Annotated in this window: 18 protein-coding genes; 10 read left to right on the forward strand and 8 right to left on the reverse strand. The window is 51.4% G+C overall.

The genetic code is table 11. From position 1 onward, the window contains the following. Nucleotides 1–48: 48 nt before the first annotated feature. Complete coding sequence (locus tag AWQ22_RS12170; protein WP_065711255.1) at nt 49–531, forward strand: helix-turn-helix domain-containing protein; 483 nt, start codon at nt 49–51, stop codon at nt 529–531. Nucleotides 532–652: 121 nt separating this feature from the next. Continuing rightward, complete coding sequence (gene lepA, locus AWQ22_RS12175) at nt 653–2461, forward strand: translation elongation factor 4 (protein ID WP_012308017.1); 1809 nt, start codon at nt 653–655, stop codon at nt 2459–2461. A 66-nt stretch (nt 2462–2527) separates the two neighbouring features. Here lepA and katG read toward each other — a convergent pair whose 3' ends face one another. The 4 genes from katG to ppk1 form a co-directional block, all read right to left on the reverse strand. Further along, entirely contained in the window at nt 2528–4705 is a 2178-nt protein-coding gene (gene katG / locus AWQ22_RS12180) for a catalase/peroxidase HPI (RefSeq protein WP_315862418.1), read from the reverse strand. 206 nt (nt 4706–4911) lie between these two features. Beyond that, entirely contained in the window at nt 4912–5775 is an 864-nt protein-coding gene (locus AWQ22_RS12185; protein WP_065711256.1) for a universal stress protein, read from the reverse strand. Between the two features lie 15 nt (nt 5776–5790). Further along, complete coding sequence (locus AWQ22_RS12190) at nt 5791–7233, reverse strand: SulP family inorganic anion transporter (protein ID WP_275938064.1); 1443 nt, start codon at nt 7231–7233, stop codon at nt 5791–5793. A gap of 128 nt (nt 7234–7361) precedes the next feature. Beyond that, nucleotides 7362–9518 (reverse strand): polyphosphate kinase 1, encoded by a 2157-nt coding sequence (ppk1, locus tag AWQ22_RS12195; RefSeq protein ID WP_062435799.1) that lies wholly within the window; start codon nt 9516–9518, stop codon nt 7362–7364. A 70-nt stretch (nt 9519–9588) separates the two neighbouring features. Between ppk1 and AWQ22_RS12200 the strand changes: the two genes are divergently transcribed. The 3 genes from AWQ22_RS12200 to aqpZ all read left to right on the forward strand — a co-directional run bounded on the left by AWQ22_RS12200 (nt 9589) and on the right by aqpZ (nt 12738). Beyond that, nucleotides 9589–10719 (forward strand): lipopolysaccharide assembly protein LapB, encoded by a 1131-nt coding sequence (locus tag AWQ22_RS12200; protein WP_065711258.1) that lies wholly within the window; start codon nt 9589–9591, stop codon nt 10717–10719. Further along, nucleotides 10716–11837 carry an LptF/LptG family permease gene (locus tag AWQ22_RS12205; protein ID WP_030006909.1) on the forward strand — a complete coding sequence of 374 codons (1122 nt, stop codon included), beginning with the start codon at nt 10716–10718 and terminating at the stop codon, nt 11835–11837. Before AWQ22_RS12200 ends, AWQ22_RS12205 begins: the two co-directional genes overlap by 4 nt. Nucleotides 11838–11982: 145 nt before the next feature. Then, complete coding sequence (gene aqpZ, locus AWQ22_RS12210; RefSeq protein WP_012308024.1) at nt 11983–12738, forward strand: aquaporin Z; 756 nt, start codon at nt 11983–11985, stop codon at nt 12736–12738. Between the two features lie 113 nt (nt 12739–12851). On the opposite strand, the gene AWQ22_RS12215 is transcribed toward aqpZ, so the two are convergent. Then, nucleotides 12852–13052, reverse strand: a complete 201-nt coding sequence (locus AWQ22_RS12215; RefSeq protein WP_012308025.1) for a hypothetical protein — start codon at nt 13050–13052, stop codon at nt 12852–12854. A gap of 240 nt (nt 13053–13292) precedes the next feature. Here AWQ22_RS12215 and glyA point away from each other — a divergent pair, with 240 nt between their 5' ends. From glyA to AWQ22_RS12230, 3 genes are all read left to right on the forward strand, one after another. Then, complete coding sequence (glyA, locus tag AWQ22_RS12220; protein ID WP_065711720.1) at nt 13293–14576, forward strand: serine hydroxymethyltransferase; 1284 nt, start codon at nt 13293–13295, stop codon at nt 14574–14576. Nucleotides 14577–14689: 113 nt separating this feature from the next. Then, nucleotides 14690–15751: a glycosyltransferase family 4 protein gene (locus AWQ22_RS12225; RefSeq protein WP_012308027.1), complete on the forward strand. Its 1062-nt coding sequence runs from the start codon at nt 14690–14692 to the stop codon at nt 15749–15751. Nucleotides 15752–15756: 5 nt separating this feature from the next. Then, nucleotides 15757–16509 (forward strand): 5-formyltetrahydrofolate cyclo-ligase, encoded by a 753-nt coding sequence (locus tag AWQ22_RS12230; RefSeq protein ID WP_065711259.1) that lies wholly within the window; start codon nt 15757–15759, stop codon nt 16507–16509. Here AWQ22_RS12230 and AWQ22_RS12235 read toward each other — a convergent pair. Together AWQ22_RS12235 and AWQ22_RS12240 are read right to left on the reverse strand one after the other, a co-directional pair. Next, nucleotides 16506–17240 carry a sugar transferase gene (locus tag AWQ22_RS12235; RefSeq protein ID WP_065711260.1) on the reverse strand — a complete coding sequence of 245 codons (735 nt, stop codon included), beginning with the start codon at nt 17238–17240 and terminating at the stop codon, nt 16506–16508. The genes AWQ22_RS12230 and AWQ22_RS12235 overlap by 4 nt on opposite strands. 49 nt (nt 17241–17289) lie before the next feature. After that, nucleotides 17290–18447 (reverse strand): glycosyltransferase, encoded by a 1158-nt coding sequence (locus AWQ22_RS12240; RefSeq protein WP_065711261.1) that lies wholly within the window; start codon nt 18445–18447, stop codon nt 17290–17292. Between the two features lie 260 nt (nt 18448–18707). On the opposite strand from AWQ22_RS12240, the gene AWQ22_RS12245 reads away from it, so the two are divergent. Both AWQ22_RS12245 and AWQ22_RS16760 read left to right on the forward strand, forming a co-directional pair. Continuing rightward, entirely contained in the window at nt 18708–19493 is a 786-nt protein-coding gene (locus tag AWQ22_RS12245) for a CsgG/HfaB family protein (protein ID WP_012308031.1), read from the forward strand. A gap of 201 nt (nt 19494–19694) precedes the next feature. Next, on the forward strand, nt 19695–19841 hold the full coding sequence (locus AWQ22_RS16760) for a hypothetical protein (protein ID WP_156785474.1): 147 nt from the start codon (nt 19695–19697) through the stop codon (nt 19839–19841). Nucleotides 19842–19918: 77 nt separating this feature from the next. Here AWQ22_RS16760 and AWQ22_RS12250 read toward each other — a convergent pair whose 3' ends face one another. Then, nucleotides 19919–20767, reverse strand: coding sequence for a GNAT family N-acetyltransferase (locus AWQ22_RS12250; protein ID WP_065711262.1), 849 nt, complete (start codon nt 20765–20767; stop codon nt 19919–19921). Between the last annotated feature and the right edge of the window lie 70 nt (nt 20768–20837).

Genomic DNA, 20837 nt, shown 5'->3' on the forward strand with positions numbered 1-20837 from the left:
ATTTTGAGCAGGATTGAAGCAAATTTTCAGTTTATTTTATCGGGTTCTATGGGCAGGCGGACTAAATACAAGGTGTGTTTGAGCACTGAACAACGGGAAAGACTCTGGGCGATCGCCCGTAATGGTTACCAACCAGCCAAGAAAATGCTCCATGCCCGTATTCTACTCATGGCCGACCGCGCCCACCCCGACGGCAACTGGCAAGATCAACAAATCGCCCAGGCCCTGAGCGTTCATCCCAACACCGTCGCCCGTGTCCGTAAACTTTTTGTCAGCGACGGCGAAACCCAAGCCCTCGGCCGTAAACCCAGGGCGCAACCGCCAATCAAACCCAAACTCAGCGACGCTAAGATCGCCAAACTCCTTGCCCTCTACCACGACGGGCCTCCCCCTGGCCACGACTCTTGGTCCCTCAGTCTCCTGGTGCGAGAACTCAAAGCCCAAAAAATTGTCAAGCACATTTGCCGCGAAACGGTGCGTAAAATTCTCAAAGAACAGGGGATTCGCCTCAGTCGCCGCAAACGAGCCTAAATCCCTCGTTAACTTTCCAGAAAATTCTCCCCAAATCCGTGGCAATCCTGGCTCCTTCCCTCGTCTTTCCCCCTTCATTAGTTAAAATAAGTAAAGTTTTTCAAAAATTAGTGGATCTTCCATGACTGACGTTCCTGTCTCTCGTATTCGTAATTTTTCGATCATTGCCCACATCGACCACGGGAAATCAACCCTGGCAGACCGAATGCTCCAGGACACCCAAACAGTGGCGCAACGGGATATGAAAGAACAGTTCCTCGACAATATGGAACTGGAGCGGGAACGGGGAATCACCATCAAGCTCCAGGCCGCACGGATGCGTTATGTGGCGAAGGATGGCGAAGAATATATCCTCAACCTCATCGATACCCCAGGCCACGTTGACTTTTCCTACGAAGTATCGCGCTCCTTGGCCGCCTGTGAAGGGGCGTTACTGGTCGTAGATGCCTCCCAAGGGGTTGAAGCCCAGACCCTTGCCAACGTTTACCTCGCCCTGGACAACAACCTAGAAATTATTCCCGTTTTAAACAAAATCGACCTGCCCGGTGCTGAACCTGATCGAGTTACCGAAGAAATTGAAGAAGTGGTCGGTTTAGATTGCACTGACATTATTCGAGCTTCCGCCAAACAGGGCCTCGGCATCAACGATATTTTAGAGTCCATTGTCCAACAGGTACCGCCCCCGGCCGATACCATCGATCAACCGTTGCGGGCGCTCATTTTTGACAGTTACTATGACCCCTACCGTGGCGTAATTGTTTATTTCCGGGTGATGGATGGCGAAGTTAAAAAAGGCGACAAAGTGCGCCTGATGGCCTCCAAAAAAGAATATGAAATCGATGAACTGGGCGTCCTTGCACCAAACCAAGTGCAAGTAGACGCTCTCCACGCCGGAGAAGTAGGCTACTTTGCGGCGGCGATCAAATCCGTTGAAGATGCACGGGTCGGCGATACGATCACCTCCGCTGTCCACCCAGCACCAGCACCGCTACCGGGTTACACCGAAGCGAAACCGATGGTTTTCTGCGGTCTTTTCCCCACCGATGCCGACCAATATTCAGATCTGCGGGACGCTCTCGATAAATTGAAACTGAACGATGCGGCCCTTTCCTTTGAGCCAGAAACTTCCAGCGCCATGGGGTTTGGTTTTCGGTGTGGCTTCCTGGGCCTCCTCCACCTAGAAATTGTCCAGGAACGTTTGGAGCGGGAATATAACCTTGATTTGATTACAACGGCCCCTTCGGTGGTGTATCGGGTCACCACGACGGATGGGGAAGTGATGGAAATTGATAACCCCAGTCAATTACCAGATCCCCAAAAACGAGAAAAAATCGAAGAGCCCTACATTCAAGTGGATGTCATTACCCCGGAAGAGTTTGTGGGCACCATTATGGATCTGTGCCAAACGCGACGAGGCATTTTCAAGGACATGAAATATTTCACCGAAAGTCGCACGAATATCATCTATGAACTGCCCCTGGCAGAGGTGGTGACGGACTTTTTTGATCAGTTGAAGTCTCGCACCAGGGGTTATGCCAGCATGGAGTATCAGTTAATCGGCTACCGAGTTGGACAGTTGGTGCGCTTGGATATTTTGGTGAACAAGGATTCGGTGGATTCCCTCGCGATGATTGTCCATCGGGACAAGGCCTACAATGTGGGACGGGCGATGGCCGAGAAGCTCAAAGAGTTAATTCCCCGTCACCAGTTTAAGATTCCGATTCAGGCGGCGATCGGTTCTAAAATCATTGCCAGTGAGCATATTCCAGCCCTACGCAAGGACGTTTTGGCGAAGTGCTACGGTGGTGATATTTCCCGGAAGAAAAAGCTGCTCCAGAAACAGGCGAAAGGTAAGAAGCGCATGAAGTCGATTGGTACGGTCGATGTGCCTCAAGAGGCGTTTATGGCAGTTCTCAAGCTAGATCAGTAATTTTTTCTAAATCCCCACACTCACCCACTCAAAGAAGCGCAATCATGTGGGGATTTAACTCAGAAATCAAGCTAGATCAAAGCGATCTGCATTCATCACTTTTGTCCAGGCCGCAACAAAATCCTGGATAAATTTCTCGTTGCTGTCGTCTTGGGCATAGACTTCGGCATAGGCCCGCAGGATAGAGTTACAGCCAAAAACGAGATCAACCCGGGTGGCTGTCCACTTGACTTCACTGGTGTGGCGATCGCCAATTTCATAAAGGTTCTTACCGGCTGGCTTCCAGGTATATTTCATATCCGTCAGATTGACGAAGAAATCATTGGTCAATGCGCCCTCGCGGTCTGTGAGCACGCCATGCTTGGTGCCGCCATAATTAGTGCCCAGTACACGCATCCCACCAACCAAAACAGTCATCTCAGGAGCGGTCAGTCCCATCAACTGTGTGCGGTCGAGCATTAATTCTTCGGGGCTGACCACATAGTCTTTTTGGAGCCAGTTCCGGTAGCCATCGTGGAGGGGCTCTAACACTGCGAATCCCTCTACATCGGTCATGTCCGCCGTCGCATCACCACGACCTGGGGCAAAGGGCACCGTAATCTCCACTTCCGCCGCTTGGGCCGCTTGCTCAATGCCAACATTGCCTGCCAGGACAATTACATCTGCGACACTGGCTCCAGTCTCAGTGGCGATCGCCTCTAGTACTGGCAACACCTTAGCCAAGCGGGTCGGTTCATTCCCTGCCCAATCCTTTTGGGGAGCCAAGCGAATTCTCGCGCCATTTGCCCCACCGCGTTTGTCTGAGCCACGAAACGTTCTCGCACTGTCCCAGGCCGTACAGACCATTTCACTAACGCTTAAACCACTGGCCGCAATTTTTTCCTTAACCGCTTGCGGATCGTAGTCCGTCTTGCCCGCCGGAATCGGATCTTGCCACAATAAATTTTCCTGGGGCACATCTGGGCCAATGTAGCAGGACTTCGGCCCCATATCCCGGTGCGTGAGTTTGAACCAGGCCCGGGCAAAGGTTTCGGCAAAATAGGCTGGATCTTGGTAAAACCGCTCGGATATTTGCCGATAGTCCGGATCCATTTTCATCGCCATGTCGGCGTCGGTCATAATCGGGCTAAGGCGGATCGATGGATCTTCAACATCAACGGGCTTGTCTTCTTCTTTGATATTGATCGGTTCCCATTGCCAGGCTCCCGCTGGGCTTTTTTTCAGTTCCCAATCGTAGTTGAGCAATAGCCGAAAATAACCGTTGTCCCATTGGGTGGGATATGTAGTCCAGGCTCCTTCAATGCCGCTAGTGACGGTGTTACGACCAATGCCACGTTGGGTCTTATTCAGCCAACCCAAACCTTGGTCATCGAGATCGGCGGCTTCGGGTTCTGGGCCGAGTAAGGTTGCATCCCCATTACCATGGCACTTACCCACGGTATGGCCGCCAGCGGTAAGGGCGACGGTTTCCTCATCGTTCATCGCCATCCGCGAAAAAGTGATCCGAATATCATGGGCTGTTTTGAGGGGATCTGGATTACCATCTACACCTTCAGGATTGACATAGATTAAGCCCATCATTACCGCAGCTAACGGATTTTCTAGATCCCGCTCCCCGGAATAGCGACTGTGGGGGTTATCACTGGGAGCCAGCCATTCTTTTTCTGAACCCCAATAAATATCTTTTTCGGGATGCCAGATGTCCTCACGGCCAAAGGCAAAGCCAAAGGTTTTTAGTCCCATGGACTCATAGGCAATGGTGCCAGCATAGGCGATTAAATCGGCCCAACTCAATTTATTGCCATATTTCTTTTTGATCGGCCAGAGGAGGCGACGGGCCTTGTCTAGGTTGGTGTTGTCGGGCCAAGAGTTGATCGGAGCAAAACGTTGATTACCCGTCCCAGCACCGCCCCGACCGTCTGCGATCCGATAGGTGCCGGCGGCGTGCCAAGTCATCCGAATCATCAACCCACCGTAATGTCCCCAATCTGCGGGCCACCAGTCCTGGCTGTCTGTCATTAGTGCATGGAGATCCCGCTTGAGGGCATCAACGTCAAGGGTTTTGACTGCATCTTGATAATTGAAATCTGCGCCCATTGGGTTGGTTTTGTGGTCGTGCTGGTGCAGAATGTCCAGATTGAGGGCTTTTGGCCACCACTCCATGTTTGTCGCCATGCTGCTCGTGGTCAGGGCACCGTGCATTACTGGACATTTGCCGCCGGTGTTCGTGATGTGGTCATGCATTAATAATTTCCTCTTGCGAGTCAACACAGAGATACTTGTTGCCATAGTTGGTCTCACAATGGTGGTAATCCCAAGCCATCACCCTGGCAAACAGCCAATCCCTGTGCACTACATAACTAGAAATTATAGGAATGATTTTTTTGTAATGTCCCAGATGATACTTTTATTTTTACTTTCTGGAGTGTTCCTCGGAGGTCGGTAAACAGTTAGCGATAAACGAAGACGGGAATACGACTGCTCCGGAGGATTTGGGCGGTGGTGCTGCCAATGACGAAGTGGCGAATGCGGCTATGGCCATAGGCACCAATCATTAACAGGTTTATTTTGGCTTGGTCACAAAATTGGGCGATCGCCGTTTCGGAGTTGCCTGGAACAAGGTGGTAATGGGCCTCAATGCCAGCGGTGCTCAATCGTTGTTTGGCCTGGGTAAGGCAGGGATTTGTCGTGGCATCACCGGGTTTTTTCGTGACGGTCAGCACATGGATTTCTAAGGCTTTGAGGGCGGCACATTCACCCAAAAAGTCGAGGAGTTTGCGGCAACTGGGACTGTCATCGTAGGCGACGAGGAGGCGATCGATGGGTTGAAATTCGCGGGAGGTGACCAGGCAGGGTTTATGGCTCGACCGAATCAGACGCTCTAAATTAGCTCCGAGGTGATCGGGGGCGATATTTTCTGATTCCCCTCGTTTGCCCAAGATAATTAGATCGGTATTTTGTTCTAGGTGTTGGAGACAATCAATAAAATAGCCCACTTCATGGAGGAGTTTTGCGGGGGGCTGGCCAGCGGCACTTAGGGTTTCTTGGGCTTCTTGGAGAATTAATTTTGCCCGTTCGTGGTCGAGTTTTGCTTTTTCATGTTCAAGGGCGACCAAACGTTGAAGGAGACTTTCAGACGTTCCCAGGCCAATGCTGCCACTAAAATTACGGGCATCGGCGGCAGCCCTACTCCGGGCGTCGGTGACATGGAGTACGTTGATGGTGGCCCCCAGGCGATCGCCAAACCAAGCGGCATATTGATAATTGCTCTGGGCAAAGTTAGAGCCGTCGGTGCATAACAAAATTCGTTGCATGGTTTTTCAAGCTTTTCAAGAAACGTCTACGGGGGCCGGGGTTACTTTCGCGGTGTGTTTTTTACTATAGGTGGCCAGCTTATCTACCAGTTTCGCACTTTCGGCGTTGAGGCCCAGCAATTCCACCTCGGCTCCGGTGCGGTGAAACTTCGCCACGATGCGGTCGAGCATTTCCACAGCCCCTTGATCCCAGAGGTGGGCGGCGCTGAGATCGATGACGACTTGATCAACGACTTCTTCAAAATTAAAGGCGTCAAAAAATTCTTCCTTAGAGACAAAAAAGATTTGCCCCCGGACGGTATAAACATGGCGATCGCCCCCAGCTTCCACCCGCTTGTCCACCAAAACAACCTGGGCAATCTTATTGGAGAAAAAGACCGTACTCATCACAATGCCCGTCGCGACTCCCAGGGCAAAATTGCGGGTCAGGATAATTACCGTCATCGTCGTCAGCATCACCATGGATTCACTGCGCGGCAGACGGGACAAATTTTTGAGAGAAGACCAGCGGAACGTCCCAACGGAGACCATGATCATAATCGCCACCAAAGCCGCCATGGGCATCTGTTGCACCCAATCCTGGAGACCCAAAATCGCAATCAACAGAAAAATCCCCGCACACAGGGTCGATAAACGCCCCCGGCCACCGGATTGGACATTGATCACCGATTGGCCAATCATGCCGCAGCCCGCCATGCCGCCAAAAAAGGCTGTGAGAATGTTGGCAAAGCCCTGCCCCTTCGCCTCTTGGTTTTTATCACTGGGGGTATCGGTCAACTCATCCACTAAAGAAGCCGTTAAGAATGAAGCCAGGAGACCGACAATTGCCAGGGTGATTGCATAGGGAAAAATAATCTGCAGCGTTTCCCAGTTCAGGGGCACCTGGGGTAAACGGAAAAAGGGCAGGGCCGTGGGCAGTTCGCCCATATCCCCCACCGTGGGAACGTCTAGATTTAAGGCGATCGCCGCCACCGTCATCACCGCCAAAGTCACCAGGGGTGAAGGCACTACCGTCGTCAGCCGGGGTAAACCATAGATAATCACCAGAGATAACGCCGTGAGAACATAAACCATTGGCGATTTCCCGATCAGTTGGGGCAGTTGGGCCAAGAAAATCAACACCGCCAAAGCATTCACATAGCCCAAGACCACCGCCCGCGGCACATATTTCATCTGGCGGCCCAGTTTGAGGAACCCAAAGATCACCTGAATCACGCCCGTCAGGAGAGTCGTCGCAAACAAATACTCCAGGCCATGATCTTTCACCAGATCAATCATCAACAGGGCCATCGCTCCCGTGGCCGCTGAGATGGAGCCGGGTCTACCCCCCAGAAAGGCTGTCATCACCGCAATGATAAACGAGGCATATAAGCCCACCTTTGGATCAACCCCAGCGATAATCGAAAAGGCGATCGCCTCTGGGATCAACGCCAATCCCACCACTGCACCAGCCAGCATATCCGCCCGCACATTGGCAAACCATTCCCGTTTTAAAACGCTTAAATTCAATGTGTCTCCGTAACAAAAAGTTCAAGCCAAAAGCGTTAGGATGCTACCACAGAATTTGAAACGCGCGACAACGAAAACTAATCTAAGCTGTCCTGGAGAGCCATCTGCATCAAAATATCGTGGGTGCTGTCGCTGTGGCCATCGGCATGGGGTTCTTTTTGGTGGTAATGGCCGTCCTGCTGGAGCTGCCAAGATAAGCGGTTATCGGACAACATAATCCCCAGGATCTCGTTGAGATCGCCAATTAACTTGGGATCCTCTACGGGGGTCACTGCTTCCACCCGACGACTCAGGTTACGGGTCATCCAATCGGCGCTACCGATGTACATTTCCTCAGCCCCATCGTTTTGGAAATAGTAAATGCGCGAGTGTTCCAGGAACCGCCCAATAATACTGATGACGCGGATATTTTCACTGAGGCCCTCGACGCCGGGACGGAGACAACAGATCCCCCGCACAATCAGATCAATTTCCACCCCCGCTTGGGACGCCCGATAAAGGGTTTGGATCATTTCTAGATCGACTAGGGAGTTCATTTTCGCGACGATCCGTCCACTGCCGCCATTTTTGACATGGGCAATCTCCCGTTCGATCATTGCCACCATGCGAGACCGGAGGGTGACGGGGGCCACCAATAACTTACGGTAGGAACTTTGGCGGGAATAACCCGTGAGAAAGTTAAACAAATCCGTGAGATCTGCCCCCAAATCCTCACGACAACTCAGTAAGCCTAGATCCGTATAGAGGCGGGCGGTTTTCGGGTTGTAGTTGCCGGTGCCAATGTGCACGTAGCGGCGAATTTTTTTCTCTTTCTCTTGGCGCACCACCAGGACAATTTTGGTGTGGGTTTTTAGCCCAGCCAGGCCATAGACCACATGAACGCCTTTTTGTTCGAGGGTTCTGGCCCAGTTAATATTATTTTCTTCATCAAAGCGGGCTTTTAACTCGACTAATACCGCCACCTGTTTCCCATTTTGGGCGGCTTCGATGAGGGATTGAATAATCGGTGAATCACCGGAAGTCCGGTAGAGGGTCATTTTAATCGCCAGCACATCGGGATCCTTCGCCGCTTGGGTAATGAAAGCCTGAACGGTGGCAGAAAAAGAATGGTACGGATGGTGCAAAAGGCGATCGCCCTGGCGAATCAACTCAAAAAAATCCGACTCAAAATCTTCCGAAGAACGGCTCCCCTTCCCCGCATCAAGCCAAGCCGGGGCAGTGGGTGACCAGGGTTTGTCCTTGAGGTGCTTGAGGGGCAAACCGAGGAACGTAAATAAAGAATCTAGACCAATTAAACCCTCTACTTCATAGACATCAATGTCCTGGAGATCCATTTCCTTGATGAGCATTTGTCGCACATCTTCCGGCATGGAATGGTGAATTTCGAGGCGCACCACAGAACCGCTAAACCGCCGCTTATGTAACTGTTCCTCGATAGCGATCATCAAATCATCGGCTTCGTCCTCTTCCACCGAAAGAGACGCATTGCGAGTGACCCGAAAGGCATAGCACTCCTGGATATTCATCTGGGGGAAGAGGGTATCCAGATTATGGGCGATCACCTGTTCGATGGGCACCCCCACCCAAATCACTTTTTCTTGATCGGGGTAATAGCAAAGCTCTGGGGGTAATGTGACAAACCGCGGAAAATTCCCTGGCACCTTGACCCGGGCAAATCTTTCTTGTTCCTCGTTTTCTGGTTCTTTAATCACCACCGCAAGGTTTAGGCTGAGGTTAGAAATGTGGGGAAATGGGTGACTCGGATCAACGGCGAGGGGCGTCAGGACGGGGAAAATATGCTCCTGGTAAAAGTCATGGAAATAGTTCCGTTGTTCTCGGTTGAGGTCGAGGTAGTCAACGAGGTGAATTCCTTCCTGGGCGAGGAGGGGCTTAAGGGTGTGTTGAAAATGCTGATCCTGGAGTTGGACGAGGGGTTTGAGGCGTTCGTAAATGTCTTGGAGTTGTTCGGCTGGATTGCGCCCATCAAAGGAGAGTTTGCTGACCCCGGCCTCCACTTGTTGCTTCAGTCCGGCAACCCGCACCATGAAAAATTCGTCGAGGTTATTGCTAAAAATGGCGAGAAATTTGAGGCGCTCTAGTAGTACGTTGCGGTCGTCCAATCCCTCACTGAGAACGCGGCGGTTAAATTCAAGCCAACTGAGTTCCCGATTAAAATAATATTGCGGATTATCGAGGTCAGTTTTGAGTTTACTGGCGGTTTTCGCAGAGGACATATACTTTTTATGCAGAGGATCGAAACTGTGACGGGAAGCCTTTCTCGCCATTGTTAATAGAGTAAACCCCATGACCAATTGTTATCGCAAACTTTTGCTTTTTCTTAGCCTCAGCTTAATGATGGGGGCCGGGCAGGTTTCGGCGGCATCTCTGGTAGGGCCAATTCAGGATCCTTTACTCCCAACCCAGCAGGGCGATCGCCCTTTGAGTGAGTCCCAAGTCGCCCAACTAACCCAGACAATTATCACCCTAGAGGCTGAGGGGTTCGAGCAATGGGCCGCGGGAAATAAAGAGGCGGCTTTTTCTCGGTGGTGGCGGCAACTGCGGTTACGGCAAGTTTTACCGGATCGCCAAGCCGAAGTGGAAAGCCTGGGACGAATCGGGGCGATCGCCTGGGAAGATAATCAAACGGAGCCAGTACGCATTATTACCGAACGTTTGGTGGCCATCGAACAACAAAATTTTCCCCAAGACTATAATCTCCTGCTGCCCCTGGCCACGGCCTATGAACAAATTCGGGATTCCCAACGGGCGATCGCCCTCTATCGGCAGCACCTAGAGACCCTCGAAGATCCCTACAAACCAGAAATTTTGCGCCTAATTACCCAATTGGCCCTAGATTGGTTTAACACCAAGGCCGCCCTCAATGCCCTAGAAGAAATCGCAACCCTCTACGCCCTCACGGACGCAGACCGGGAACAACTCGCCGCCCTCTACGAGCAAACCCAGCAGCCCGAAAAGGCGATCGCCCAGCAACGGCAACTCACCGCTGTTTATTTCCAAGCACAAAACTTGCCCCGACTGATCCGCACCTACCAACAAATCGCCGAAAATTACAGGCAACTCCAGGATTATCCCCAGGCCGTAAGCTTTAGCCGCGATGCCTTTACCCTCGCCTGGGAACTGGAGTATTTTGACGCCGCCGAAAGTGCCCTCACCCAGTTGGCGACCCTTTACCTGGCCCAAGAGAAAAACGCCTCTGGCCTCCAGGTCTATGAACAACTGATTACCGTCCAAGAAGCGAGCTATAACCGCTTTGGGATGATGGAAACCTACCGCACCCTCGGCACCCTCTATGAACAGGCGGGCCGCTACCCCGATGCCCTCGTTGCGCTCCAAAGGGGATTGGCGATCGCCAAAGAATTGAACCACAATATCAACGACTTCACCCAAGCCATTGCCACCCTGCCGCTTCAATGAAATCTTTGCTCAAAAATCTTGCCGTTTTAGACCGCTACATCATCGGTGAACTCAATCTAGCTTTTGCGTTTGGCCTGGGGCTATTTTCCGCCCTGGGGATTGCCGTCGGTAGCCTCTTTGATCTCTTGGCCCAGGTGCGAGAATCTCGGTTGCTCTTTGATGTGGCTCTGAAGGTCATGGCCCTGAAAATGCCGGAATTTATCGGTTTTGCCCTGCCGATGGCCGTTTTGCTGGCGACCCTCATTGTTTACAGTCGCCTCTCTGGAGACAGCGAAATTATCGCCCTCCGCAGCCTGGGGATTAGTGTTTATCGCCTCGTTTTACCGGCCCTCATTTTCAGTATCTTGGCCACAGCAATCACCTTCGTTTTTAAAGACCAAGTGATCCCCCTCGCCAATGCTCAGGCCACCCAAACCCTTGAACAAGCCTTTTTACAAAAACAAGCGCCTTTTCGAGATGAGAAAATTATTTATCCTGAATATGGCGAAGATGATGTCCTCAAGCGCCTATTCTATGCCGCCGAATTTGATGGGCAGCAGATGAAAGATCTGACGATCATCGACCGCTCCAACGGCAGCCTGAATCAAATTGTCACCGCCGATGCCGCTGGCTGGGATCTCGCCCGTAATCAGTGGAATTTTCAAAATGGCATTATCTACTTCATTGATATCGACGGCTCCTACCGTAATGTGCTGCGCTTTGACCGCCACCAAATTCAACTCAGCAACGAGCTACGGGTGGACGAAGAATTACCCAAACACGAAGATATGAGCCTAGCCCAACTCCAGCAGTACATGCAGACTGTCGCCGCTGACCCTGACCGGGATGAGGCTTGGTTGCGGAAGTTGCGGGTGCGGTTCCAAGAGAAAATTTCCTTTCCCTTCATTTGTCTTGCCCTGGGTGTGGTGGGGGCAGCCATTGGTTTACGGCCCCAGAGTGCCGGGAAAGCCACGGGGTTTGGCCTCTGTGTGGGATTAATCTTTGGGTATTATTTTCTCGCCTTTATGATCAGTTCCGTGGGTGTGGCTGGGTATTTGCACCCCATTTTGGCGGCCTGGTTACCCAACCTGATCGTGATGGCGATCGCCTCTGGTCTTGTGCTGCAAAGCGCGAAGTAAGCCCATGGTCTGGCAATTTATCCTGGGCTGATTGGCTAGGCCTAAACGCAAATATCTTTAGTGAACTCTTATGACAAAAAAGCGCCTCTTCATTGGAGTTGAAAAGAAAATTATGTATGTAGTCTATTTGTAACTGGCGACATACATGAAGAAATACATTGCAGAATTTCTAGGGACATTCTGGTTGGTTCTGGGGGGATGTGGCAGTGCTGTTTTTGCCGCCGTCGTTGCCCTATCCGACGCTGACCTTTCCAACGGCTTAGGTCTGGGTTTTCTGGGGGTTTCCCTGGCCTTTGGTTTAACAGTTGTGACTGGCGCCTATGCTTTTGGGCATATTTCTGGTGGCCATTTTAACCCGGCAGTTTCCTTTGGCCTGTGGGCCGCCAAACGCTTTCCTGGGCATGAACTACTCCCCTATATCGTGGCCCAGGTGTTGGGAGGAGCTTTAGCTGGCCTTGTCATTTTGGTAGTCGGCAGTGGCAATGGCGCCTTAGACTTATCCGGCTCGAATCCCCTAGCTACCAACGGCTTTGGGAGTCATTCTCCAGGTGGCTATGGCTTACTGGCGGCTTTGATTACCGAAATTGTCATGACTTTTATGTTTTTGATGATTATTTTGGGTTCCACAGATCGCCGTGCCCCCGCTGGTTTTGCCCCAGTTGCCATTGGTCTTGGTTTAACATTGATTCACCTGATCAGTATTCCAATCACCAATACCTCGGTCAATCCGGCTCGGAGTACGGGCGTCGCTCTCTTTTGTGGCAACGTCGAATTAATCGGTCAGCTATGGCTCTTTTGGGTAGCACCTATTTTTGGGGCGATCGCCGCAGGATATGCCTATAGTGCTTTCTTTAGCGAAACAAAAGATACAACGGGTACTGGGGCGCCGACGATCGCTTAGGCCCATACCAGACATAATCTTTACCTGATATTTCCCCCATCGCTTGATTTTTCAAAACCTGGGGGATTTTTTATGGTCAATCTCTGGAATTAAGTTCGCTGGAGACAGGGAGCCTAATCACCAACATCCGCAATCCGAAAACCCATCTGGCACTCATAGGTCGTCGCCACCTTGGGAAAATTGCCATTGATGAGATGGCCGCAACATAATTTGCCCTGGCGTACGCGGGGGGTGCCACTTTGATCAGCCATTAAACAGCCCTGGCACACTTGATCAGTGGGTAAGATCTGTCCATCCGTAAGGATCATCAACATCTGCGCTTGCCTCCCATGGGATCCAACAACCACTCTTGCTTAATTTTTATTGTAAAGGGAACTGCTGATAAATTCGTTAAACTTGCTACACTGCTTAACCTTGGGGGCCATAGCGCCATTCACCTAGTCCGGCCCGCCGAGGAATGTTTGTTAAAATTTTAGCGATGCCGATGGTATAATGCGCCATCCGCAGGAAGTATTTTTAAATTTTATTTGCGATTGCGAAAGGAAGACCTCACCGTGACCCAAACTAACCTTGATTTCTTAGCCCAAACCGATAGCGTTGTTGCTGGGATGATTGCCAGTGAACTCAACCGCCAGCGGGTACACCTCGAACTCATCGCCAGCGAAAACTTCACCTCCCCAGCGGTGATGGCGGCCCAGGGTTCTGTCCTCACGAATAAGTATGCCGAAGGTCTTCCCAATAAGCGTTATTACGGTGGCTGCGAATTTGTCGATCAAGTAGAGCAAATTGCCATTGATCGCGTCAAGGAACTGTTTGGAGCGGCCCACGCCAATGTTCAACCCCACTCCGGCGCCCAGGCAAACTTTGCGGTGTTCCTAACGCTCCTAGAACCCGGTGACAAAATTATGGGGATGGACTTGTCCCATGGGGGCCACTTGACCCACGGTTCGCCAGTGAATGTGTCGGGGAAATGGTTTGAAGTGGTGCAATATGGCGTTAATAAAGAGACAGAACGCCTCGATTATGATGAAATCCGCGAAATTGCCCTGCGGGAAAAACCGAAGCTGATCATCTGTGGTTATTCTGCTTATCCGCGCATTATTGAGTTTGATAAATTCCGGGCGATCGCCGATGAAGTAGGTGCCTATCTGATGGCGGACATTGCCCACATTGCGGGATTAGTCGCAACAGGCCATCACCCCAACCCAATTCCCCACTGTGATGTGGTGACGACTACCACCCATAAAACGCTCCGTGGCCCCCGGGGTGGTTTGATCATGACCCGCGACGCCGAGCTGGGCAAGAAATTTGATAAGTCGGTGTTCCCCGGTAGCCAAGGTGGCCCCCTCGAGCATGTCATTGCGGGGAAAGCGGTGGCCTTCGGCGAAGCCCTCAAGCCGGAATTTAAAGCCTATTCTGCCCAGGTAATTGCTAATGCCCAGGCGATGGCCAATACCCTCGTCAGCCGTGGCTTCAAACTCGTTTCTAATGGGACAGATAATCACCTGATGCTTGTGGATATGCGCTCCATTGGCATGAACGGGAAGCGGGCTGATGCTTTGATCAGTGAGATCAACATCACCGCCAACAAAAACACCGTTCCCTTCGATCCTGAGAAGCCTTGGATTGGGAGCGGCATCCGTCTCGGTTCGCCAGCGATGACCACCCGGGGCCTCAAGGAAGTGGACTTTGCCGAAATTGCCAACATCATTGCGGATCGTCTGTTAAATCCCGATGATGAAGCGGTGAAACAGGATTGTCTGGGTCGCGTTGCGGATCTTTGTGAAAAGTTCCCCCTCTACCCCCATTTGCAGATTCCGGTAGCGGCGATCGCCTAAATTCTTTAATATCTTTTTAAATAATGGAAAGCTCAGGTTTAATGAAAAAGGTAACCTGGGTTTTTTCTTATTTCGGTTTTGCTCTACTCTCTCTGTTCTTAGCCAACGCCAATATGCCGAAGGAATTGTTGTATTTAGTCACGAGTCTAATCGCCCTGGTTGTGGTGCTGATTAGTACCCCCATTGTGAAAGCGATTGGCTTACGGAGTGGCCGGGTAGACCGACCCAACGAGCGGAAAGTCCATGACCGACCGATGGTGCGCTTGGGTGGCGTGGCGATTTTTATGGGCACCCTCGTCTCCCTGGGGACGGCTTGGCAGATGGATTGGTTCCCCCCTTTATTCCCTGGGGAGCAATGGCCGATCTTAGGGGTGCTGTTCGGGGCGATCGCCTTTTTTGGAATTGGCTTTGGGGACGATTTATTTGAATTAAGCGCCTTATCTCGACTGTTGATGCAATTCGTCGCAGCAGGCATCGCCTGGTTAATGGGGGTACAAATCGAATTTTTGACGATTCCGTTTACCGGGGAAGTGTTTTCTGTGGGCTGGTTGAGCCTACCATTAACTCTGATTTGGCTTGTGGGCATGGCCAACGCGATCAACTGGATTGACGGCCTTGATGGTCTAGCGGCGGGGGTTTCGGGGATTGCGGCGGCGGTGTTGTTGGTGACGACCCTCTATCTCAACGAACCCATGGTGGCTTTTATTGCGGCGGCCTTAGCGGGATCGGCCCTCGGCTTTTTGCGCTACAACTTCAACCCCGCCCAAATTTTCATGGGGGATGGTGGCTCTTATTTTATGGGCTTTACCCTGGCGGCGATGGGGGTGGTGGGCCTCGTGAAAACGACGGCGGCGGCAGCAGTACTCTTGCCCTATGTGATTTTGGCAGTGCCCTTGATCGATATGACCACGGTGGTTTTTTCGCGGATTAGCAGCGGCTCTTCTCCTTTCAAACCGGATAAACGGCACCTGCACCACCGACTTTTGGCGGCAGGTTTTTCCCATCGCACCACGGTGTTATTTATCTATGGCCTTACCCTCTGGGCAGGGAGTTTGGCGATCGCCTTTTCGGGTCTCCCCAGCGGCACCCTCTATGCGGGGATTACTTCCCTAATTGTCGGGGTTTGGGGGTGGCAACTGTGGCGCAGGCGAGATTTTCCTGTCCACCGCAAATAGTACCAATGGCAGATTCCCCTTGGCAGCATTACAACCCCGCAAAAGCACGCCTTAGGCAAACCATTTGGGACCGCTTGGCAACGGCTGGAGCAACGGTAACGCCTCCCCACGGCCACATTCCGAATTTCGTCGGGGCGATCGCCGCCGCTGAGAGGTTAACTGCCTTGGCAAGTTGGCAACAGGCCACGGTGATTAAGTGCAATCCCGATCAGCCCCAGGCCCCTGTACGTCACCAAGCCTTGGCTGCGAGAAAAACCTTGTATATGGCGGTGCCGCAGTTGGTGAATGAATCTTGCTTTGTCGCCATTACGCGGGAGCAGCTACCCCAAGGTCTCGATTTGGCGATCGCCGCTGAAAAAAACAACATCCTCAGATATGGCCGTCCCGTTAGATTCGCGGAAATGAAAACCATTGATTTAGCGGTGGTGGGCTGTGTGGCGGTGAGTGTAGCCGGCGGACGTACGGGGAAAGGAGCAGGTTTCGCCGATTTAGAACTAGCGATGCTTCAGCACTTTGGCCTGATGAACGAAAAAACGACCATTGTGACCACGGTGCATGATTTGCAGGTGGTGTCCCCCACCGCGTTACCCTTAGAAGCCCACGACTGGCCCCTAGATTGGCTTTGTACGCCCACAAATACTTATCAAACGCACCACAACCAGCCGCAACCCCAAGGCCTGGATTGGCAACAGATTCGCCCCCAGCAGTGGGAAACAATCCCGATTCTCAAAAAGCTTTATCGAGAAAGTTCGCCTTAGTAGGCACCGTTATTTTTCGGGAATAGCATCACAAAAACGGTTTTACAGACAATCCACAAATCCATAAACCAATGGCGATGGTGCACATAATACGAATCCATCCGTACCCTCGTGCCGTAGGGAATATCGTTGCGCCCAGACACCTGCCATAGCCCCGTGAGACCCGGACGAATGGTCAAAACTTTGTCGATGTGGCGACCGTATTTATAAAGTTCTTTGGGGACGAGGGGCCGGGGGCCAACAATGCTCATATCGCCTTTTAAAACATTCCAAAATTGGGGAAATTCATCGAGGCTGGTGAGGCGTAAAATATGGCCAATGCCAGTAATTCTTGGGTCTTTTTTGAGCTTGAAATCCTGTTCAAATTCGGCGCGCAACTCTGGCGATCGCCGCAACATTTCTTCGAGTACGGCGTCAGCATTAATAACCATCGTCCGAAACTTGATGCAGCCAAAGGGACGAAAATCCTTGCCAACCCGCCGTTGTACATAAAAAACAGGGCCGGGAGAGGTGAGTTTAATGATTAGGGCGATCGCCAAATAGAGGGGAGAAAATAGCACCAGAACGCCGAGGGAAAAACAAATGTCAAAGCTCCGCTTCGCCACCGCCCCATCAAGCCAACGCCGCAGGGACAGGGAACGGTGGTCGCTGGGGGCAAACAAAAATTCTGAGCCTTGTCGTGCTAGCCCAGCCACAAATTTCAGCGCATCAAACTGCCGATAAACTGCCATTACGATCCTCTCCACACACCAAAAACTGCCTGGCTGTTAGGGTCACGCCTCACCACTGGTCAAACCCTGGGAAAATGGAGCGGGGCGATCGCCATTTGCGCCATTTTTCTTGACAGTTGTCTACAAATTCTACATAGCTTTGCCGAAAAATGTTAGCGGCGAATTGCTGAGCTCTCACAAAACAAGCTTCCGGCTGAATATCTTGGGCCTGGGCTTCAAAACGCTCGACTCCATTGGCGATCGCCTGGGCCGATTGTTGAGGAAACAAAATCCCCGTTTTGCCATCGGCGACAATTTCGGCAGCCCCCCCGCGATTGAAGGCAATCACAGGCGTCCCGCAGGCCTGGGCTTCGACCAAAACAATGCCAAAATCTTCACAGCCTGCATAAACATAGGCCTTTGCCCGCGCCAGGTAATCTTCCACCACTTCATCCGGTTGCCGCCCCAGGATTTGCACATTGGGTTTTGCCATCTTTTGGAGCTTTTCTAATTCTGGCCCGCCACCAATGACCACCAAATTTTTGCCCAACTGGTTAAACGCTTCTACGATTAACGCCACTTTTTTGTAGGGCACCAACCGCGACACCGTCACATAAAAATCATCCTTTTCCTCTCGGTAGGCAAAGCGCTCTAAATTGACCGGAGGATAAATTACCGCCGCCCGTCGCCGATAGCAGCGCCAGATCCGTTGGGCTGTCCAGTGGGAATTGGCAATAAAATAATCCACCTGGTTGGCACTGATCACATCCCATTGCCGCAGTCGATGGAGAAAATACCGCGCCAAAATCCCTTTAATGCCCTTGCCGAGGCCAGAATTATCTAAATAATCAAAGGTTAAATCCCAGGCATAGCGCATCGGTGTGTGGCAGTAGCAAATGTGTAGCTGGTGGGGCCGCGCCAAAACCCCTTTAGCCACCGCATGGGACGACGACAAAATTACGTCATAAGCTTCAAGGTTAAATTGCTCAATCGCCAGGGGCATCAGCGGCAGATAGTTTTGTAAACCATATTTTGCCCGGGGAAATTTTTGTAAAAAACTGGTGGCGATCGCCCGACCATAGAGATAGCTATCAGGGTTAGACGACTCAAAATCAATCAGAGCAAAAAGATCCGCCTCAATGTCCTGGAGCATTTCTCGCACCACCAGCTCTGAACCCCCCGTGGCGTAGGGCGTCAACCATTCATGAACAAGCGCGTAACGGGTCATGGGGACTCCCTTCTCCAAAGCAGTGGTCAAACCGAAAATGCCAGCTTCTAGCGAATTCCAGACCTTTTAGTATATTTCACCCCACAAAATCCTCAAACCGGGAACCCCAGCAGGGGACAAAAGCGTCAATATATGTTTAAGTGCAGTGAAGTGCATCAGTGTCAGTATGCGGCATATACATACAAGCGTATAAATATAAGGGCAAGCATACGGCACCATCCAAAATTTTGTCCTTATTCTGTAGCATCTGAAAGAAACCCATGAAAACCAATCAGCTTTTAACATCCGTGAGTCGCTCTACTGCCCTGGCCTTTCTCGCACTCACCCTAGGACTTGGGGGCGAAAAAGCGCTGGCTCAGTGGCAACCGACTATTTCTGTCCCAGAATTTAAAAACGAAACCAATGGCAGCTATTGGTGGTGGAACAGCAGCACCTCCCAAGAACTGGCCGATGCCCTCAGCAATGAGCTTACTGCCACTGGCAACTTCCGCGTCGTTGAACGGCAAAACCTAGGGGCTGTCCTGTCAGAACAGGAATTAGCTGAATTGGGAATTGTTCGCCCAGAAACGGGAGCCCAACGGGGCCAAGTCACAGGGGCGCAATACATCGTGCTCGGTCAGATCACCTCCTACGAAGAAGGGGTCAAGGAAGAATCGACTGGCTTTGGGCTCAGTGGTATTCGGATCGGTGGCGTCCGGCTCGGCGGTGGTGGCCGTGGCTCTAGTGAAGAGGCCTACGTTGCCGTGGATCTACGGGTTGTTGACTCTACCACTGGGGAAGTGCTCTATGCGCGTACCGTTGAAGGAAAGGCAAAATCTGATTCGACTTCCGGAGGTGCAACAGCGAGTTTTGCTGGGATTAATCTTGGTGGCGATCGCACCGAAACAAATCGCGCTCCCGTTGGCCAAGCGCTCCGGGCGGCCTTGATTGAAGCCACTGATTATCTCAGTTGTGTAATGGTCGAACAAAATGGCTGCATGGCTGAATATGAAGCGAAGGACGAGCGCCGTCGGGAAAATACCCGGAGTGTCCTTGATCTTTTCTAGACCATTGAGCTCATTGCCCTTCCTTTAGGGACAATCAATATATAAGTCAGCGATCGCCGCTGATTTTTTTTGCCCATTTTTAGAAGACTTGTACCCCAAAAAAGCCCTTGAATCTTTGACGGCGGCTGCATATAATATAGAAAAGATAGTTTCTGTATCAAAAGTAACTAAATCAAGTTTTTTTAAAGGGAGTTTAAGGCTATGCGGATGCGTAAAGAGAAAAATGAAACCCTCCGGGCGATGGAACGGGTTTGGGCGAGACATATGCTCAAGCAGCAAGATGCCCAGAACAAAAATGCGGATGCAGTCCGGGAAGCAAAGGAAATTCTTAACGAATACGGCGAATAAGTCAGTTAAATAATTTTTACGGTAGGCATATGTGTTCAAACATATGCTTTTTTCATGGCTTGAAACCCCAGAGTGGGCTAGCCTAACTCAAAACTGGTCACCCCAAAAATATTTTGGACAGGAATTGTTGGGGGCGCTTGGGTATACATCCGTGCTGTTTCAAACACGGGCTGTAGTTGGTAGCGTTGAGCCAAGGCGATCGCCTCTGGATTGACCATGGGCACATCGAGGAAAAGTTCACTACCAGTGGGAAGACTGCCTTTGAGGGCGAGAAAGAGAATTTCTGCAATTTCAGCATTGTCAGCAAAGAGGGGGCCAATTTTATAACCCCGACGACAGGGACGTACCATGCCATAGCCTGTAATTTCAGTATTATTGACCATCACCCAGGTGGTGCTGTCCGGTTGCTGCAGCCAAGCTTTTAAAAAGGAGCGGCGATCGCCTGGAAAAAACTGCTGGTCATACTGACAAACTTCTTCAATATCGACCGCTGTCAAGGGCTTCAAGCCCGGAGATTCCGGAATCTGGCCACCACCGAGACCACTGTAACGCACGTTGTTATAGGCCAGATTAAAGCCCGATTTTTTGTAATTTTCCTGCTGGGCGACGACCCCATCGAGACCAACATTGCGACCAGCCACGGAGGCGATCGCCGCCTGCCAAATTTGCCAACCATAACCCTGGCCACGGTACTCTGGTTTGACGATATAGAAACCAATGAACGCAAAATTTGGGGCATATTTCACCGCCGAAATACTGGCGATCGCCGCCCCATCCAGCAAACCTACAAGAAATCCTGTGGGATCGGCGGCATAGAAACTGGCGGCATCCTGTAGGCCGGGATTCCAACCTTCCTGGGCGGCCCACTCAATCGCTAAATCTAGTTCCGTCCGGGTCATGGTTCTGATGGTGTAGGTTCCGCTCATCGGCGATCGCCCCCGTAAATTTTTTTCAGTCTAGCTTGGATATTTTGGCGACTTTTTGCTCTGTTGCATT

The sequence above is a fragment of the Picosynechococcus sp. PCC 7117 genome (genome assembly GCF_001693275.1).
Lineage (GTDB): Bacteria > Cyanobacteriota > Cyanobacteriia > Cyanobacteriales > MRBY01 > MRBY01.